4 protein-coding genes are annotated in these 4,343 nt (G+C 68.9%); 2 read left to right on the top strand and 2 right to left on the bottom strand.

Annotated elements, in window-relative coordinates:
* On the top strand, positions 1-698 hold a 698-nt coding region (locus BCD49_RS08095; protein WP_158072936.1), incomplete at its 5' end, for an MMPL family transporter.
* 169 nt (positions 699-867) lie between these two features.
* Here the strand turns inward: BCD49_RS08095 and BCD49_RS08090 are convergent.
* Positions 868-1,737 (bottom strand): SAM-dependent methyltransferase, encoded by an 870-nt coding sequence (locus tag BCD49_RS08090; RefSeq protein WP_007507402.1) that lies wholly within the window; start codon positions 1,735-1,737, stop codon positions 868-870.
* 447 nt (positions 1,738-2,184) lie between these two features.
* Between BCD49_RS08090 and BCD49_RS08085 the strand changes: the two genes are divergently transcribed.
* Positions 2,185-2,646, top strand: coding sequence for a DUF6941 family protein (locus BCD49_RS08085; RefSeq protein WP_007507401.1), 462 nt, complete (start codon positions 2,185-2,187; stop codon positions 2,644-2,646).
* 40 nt (positions 2,647-2,686) lie between these two features.
* Here the strand turns inward: BCD49_RS08085 and BCD49_RS08080 are convergent, their stop codons facing one another.
* Entirely contained in the window at positions 2,687-4,333 is a 1,647-nt protein-coding gene (locus BCD49_RS08080) for a GGDEF domain-containing protein (RefSeq protein ID WP_071041338.1), read from the bottom strand.
* Positions 4,334-4,343 lie beyond the last annotated feature (10 nt).

Below are 4,343 nucleotides of genomic sequence, written 5' to 3'. Positions count from 1 at the left end.
TCCTCACGGTGCTCGGATGCGGGCTCCTCATGCTGCGATCGGCGACGATCGCGGCCGCCCTGGCACTCACCAGCGCCCTCGCGATTCTCGCCGCTGCTGGCGTCCTCGCCCTGCTGTTCCAGACCAACCTCGTCACCCGGACCCTGGGACTGGCGACCGGGCCGGTCGAACCCTCACTGCTGGTCATCGTCCTGGTCGCCGTGTTCGGCCTGCTCCCGGGCCTGAACCTCAGCCTGCTCGACCGACTCACCCAGCCCCCCGGCCCCAACCGTGGCGGACAAGCCCGTCACCGCCGCGACGCGACCGGCCCCGTCCGGCTCGGCCACGCCGACGTCGGCCACGTCATGCTCACCATGAACCTCGTGATGCTGTTCCTCTTCGCTGCGGTCGCCGCACAGCCGGCACGCATGATGAAGGTCATCGGATGCGGCCTCGCCGCCGGTGTCGCCATCGACGCGTTCGTGCTGCGGGCAACTTTGCTGCCCGCGCTTCTCCACCTGCACACACCACAACCGAGCGCCCGCCGCGGATCCAGCCGGCGCCGAGACGTGCCGGACCTCGACTGGACACAGTCGCCGGTTGGCGGGYCCCCCGACCAGGCCGGCGCCGCATGGGACAGCTCCGAGACCGCGACAGCGCCGTTCCAGTCCCGGCCTGACGCATCGCGTCAGGCAACGCCGCGACCAACCAGGCGGTGACCAGTCGCCCACACGAGGTACCAGGCAGTAGGCGCGGYGGATGGCCAGGCGGGAAATCCTRCTCTGCGATGTGTTCAACGCCGACCCGGAATGTGTCGCTCACGGTCGCCGTCCCACGCTCTACGGCGACCGGCCGCGCTGCTGGGGCGCGGCGGTTGGGTGGTCGGGATCAGGGTTTGCGGGCGACGCCGCCATAGCCGCCGATCACCGTGTCCGACGGCGGCGCCAGGTCGGGATGCCAACGGTCGAGGGCGACCACGCCGGGCTCAAGGAGATCGTGTCCGGCGAACAGACGGGTGATCTGGTGGTGATCGCGGGCGACCATCGGGATGCCGCGCTGCTGGTACGCCGCCGCGACGGTGTCCAAGGCGGGGTCAAGATCGTTGGCGATGTGTGTGATGGTCAGGTAGCTGCCCGCCGGCAGCCGCTCCATCAGGGAACATACGATGTCGAAGGCCTCGGTATCGTCGGGAATGAAGTGCAGAATCGCGATGAGCGAGAGAGCGACGGGCTCGGTGAGATCCAGGGTGGACTGGAGAAGATCGGATACCAGAATCGCCGCCGGATCGCGAAGATCGGCGTCGATATAGACAGTCCGACCCGCCGGATCGCTGGTCAGGAGGGCTCTGGCGTGTGTGAGCACGATCGGGTCGTCGTCGACGTATACAACCCTAGCCTCCGGCGTGACAGCCTGGACGACCTCATGCAGGTTCGGCGAGGTGGGAATTCCGGTACCGATATCCAGAAACTGCCGTACCCCGCGCTTGGCGGCGAGGTGGTGCGCGACGCGGGTCATGAACGCCCGATTCGCCCGGGAGGTCACCGGCGCGTTCGGATAGATGGAGAGGATCTCCTGCGCCGCCTCCCGGTCGGCCGGATAGTTGGTCTTGCCTCCGAGGAAGTAGTCGTACATCCTCGCGGTGTGCGCGACATCTACGTGCAGGTCAACAGGCGGCGCACTCCTTGAGATGACGGAGCCGTGCAGGGAACTCCGCCTGGACACCTCGGTCGACTCGTCTGTCCTGTCCGGCTCGGTCACGGCCCCCGCCCCTCACCCAGCGGGCAGCCTCCTGCCACCGCGCCACCCTCACAAACGTTATCTTCCTGCCAGCTTGTACCACTACCAGGCCCATCCTCCCGGCCGCCACAGCCCGCCTCGGTTACCCGCAGCCCGGACGACGGCAGGCAGGCCTGAGCCCACCCGGGCCGCACGACGGTCCCGCCGGCCGGCGGGGAGATCTCCAGGCGAAATTTCTCGAACCTCGACGGACACCGCCTGTGTAGCTGGGAGTCGGTTCCACCTGTCGACGTGACCGAGGGTGTGACCGGCCAGCGGACGTCGCAGCACGGTCGGGCCACCCGCCCGCGGAGGCGCAGCTCCCACGATCGCCCTCCAGGCGTAGCAGCGCGAACGCGACGAGCAGAGCCGGCCCTTGCTGATGGGCCGCCTTGTGCCCGCCGCACGAGTGGGATCAGGAGCAACTCTGTGAAGCTCACCATGATCCTCTGCGATGCCGCCCAGGTCGCGGAGGGCAAGCTGAACGTCATCGGTGGCGGYTGGAACCTCATCGGACCGCTGCCTGCCCCGTCCGCCCTCGGCATCAGGATCGAGGTGCCCTGGGACAGGGCGAACTCGCCGTTCACGCTGCGCCTCGAGCTACATGATCAGGACGACGAGCCCGTCATGCAGCCGGGGCCGACCGGGCCTCAGACGGTGCAGATCGAAGCGGTCATGGAGGTGGGTCGACCCCCCGGGCCTGACCGAGGGCTCCCCTTGCAGATCCCACTAGCGATCACCGTACCGCCCCTGACACTGGCCATGGGCAAGCGCTACCGATGGGAGGCGACCATGGTCGGCGAGCCGGAACGCGACGACCGGAACGTCAGCTTCCAGACCAGGCCAGCAACGCCCCCGCCCACACCGCATGTCAGCGGACCGGACGACTGAATCACGAGCACCTCACGACGGCACAGACCTCCGCCGCGATCTACTCCGGCCTTGAGAATCCCTGCACCAGGTCGGGGTGGTAGGCGACAAGTCTGCCCGCTCGTCCGCGTTTCGCCGCGTACATCGCCAGGTCGGCCTGGTGAAGCAGCGCGTCGGGGCTGGTTGGCCGCTGGTCGCGGTCGAGGGTGACCAGTCCGAGGCTGGCGTGGGGGGTGTAGGTCCGGCCGGCGAGCTGGCAGGGTGCCTGCATACGGGTCGCGAGGCGTTCGGCGACGCGGTACGGGTCTTCGGAGCCGGCGCCGTCGAGGATGACGGCGAACTCGTCGCCGCCCAGGCGGGCGACCGTGTCGCTGGCGCGGATTCCTTCCCGTAGCCGCGCCGCGCTGATCCTCAGGAGCTCGTCACCTGCGGCGTGGCCGAGTGTGTCGTTGACCCGTTTGAAGTGGTCGAGATCCACGAACAGGACGGTGATGGGGTTCGACGGGCCGGTGGGCCCGCGGTCGGTGCCGGCCGTCTGGTTGATTGCCTGCTGCAGCCGCCGGGTGAACAGGGCCCGGTTCGCCAGACCGGTCAGCGAGTCGTGAAACGCCTGGTAGTGCAGCTGGCTCTCCCGCTCCTGAACTGTGGCTAGCAGGCGGGTGTTCTCGGCGATGGTGAACATCTGTCGCGTGAGCGCGAGCACCAGCAACAGGACCATGCCGTAGGTCTCGACCCGGTCGAGTGGCGCGCCGGCCGCCAGCCTGCCGAAGATCAACAGGCCTGCGGACGCGAGTACCACATAGGGCAGCACGGCGTGCGCCCACATGGCCCGCGGGCGCCGCGGTGGCGGGTCCTCCGGGTCCACCGTGTAGCGATCAGGCACGAGCGCGGCGAGCGCCATCAGCAGGATCGATGCGGTGAAGGGGATCAGGCTCCAGGCAGGGAGGTCCTGGTGGCCCTGGGCCTGACGGTAGACGAAGGTGCTGGTGGTGAGCCCGTAGATCAACAGGCCCGCCCCGAGCAAGGCCAGCGTGGACGGGGACGTCGGGCGGCGGAAGCTCGCGATCAGCAGGACGGCCACCGCGAGTATCAGTGACGCCACCTGCTGGATCAGGGAAAACACCACCACCGTGCCGCTCGGCGAGTGCGCGTCGGCGATCGTGCGCAGCATCGTCCCCCACTCCATGAGGACGACGGAGCCGACGATCAGCGCACAGTCCAGGATGATGATCGCGTGCCAGCGACGCGGACCACGGCTGCGGCCACCTCTGCTCTCGACGGGGTAGGTGGGCAGGCAGAGCAGGSCCGCCAGAGCGAGCCCGTAGAACACGTCAAGGAATAGATACGCCGACGAGTTGCGGGCAGCGAGCGAGCCGCCGCTGAGTAACGTCGCTGTGGTGATGAGGTTGGTTCCTGCCATGGCGATCGCCAGCACGCCAATGAGCCATCGCCATCGCCGGTCGCCGGCACGGGCGCGCCGCGCGCTCCACAGGCAGGCCACCGCGAGGGCCACCTCGGCGGCGAGGGTCACGAACATCCCCGCGATCAGCGCGGGCCCGGGACTGAGTAGCGTCGCGAACGCGACCACCAGCCCGGTCAGGAGCGCGTAGCCCCACACCGCGCGCGAGAACAGCCGCGACGGGCGTTCCAAGCGGCCTTCAGGGCGCTGGAGGCCTGGTGCCGCGCTCCCGACGCGAAGCCCAACCATCACTCCCCCT

Source organism: Pseudofrankia sp. EUN1h, from assembly GCF_001854645.1.
GTDB classification, from domain to species: Bacteria; Actinomycetota; Actinomycetes; order Frankiales; family Frankiaceae; genus Pseudofrankia; species Pseudofrankia saprophytica.
The sequence above is the reverse complement of the archived record's forward strand: the minus strand, read 5'-3'. Positions and strand labels throughout refer to the sequence as shown.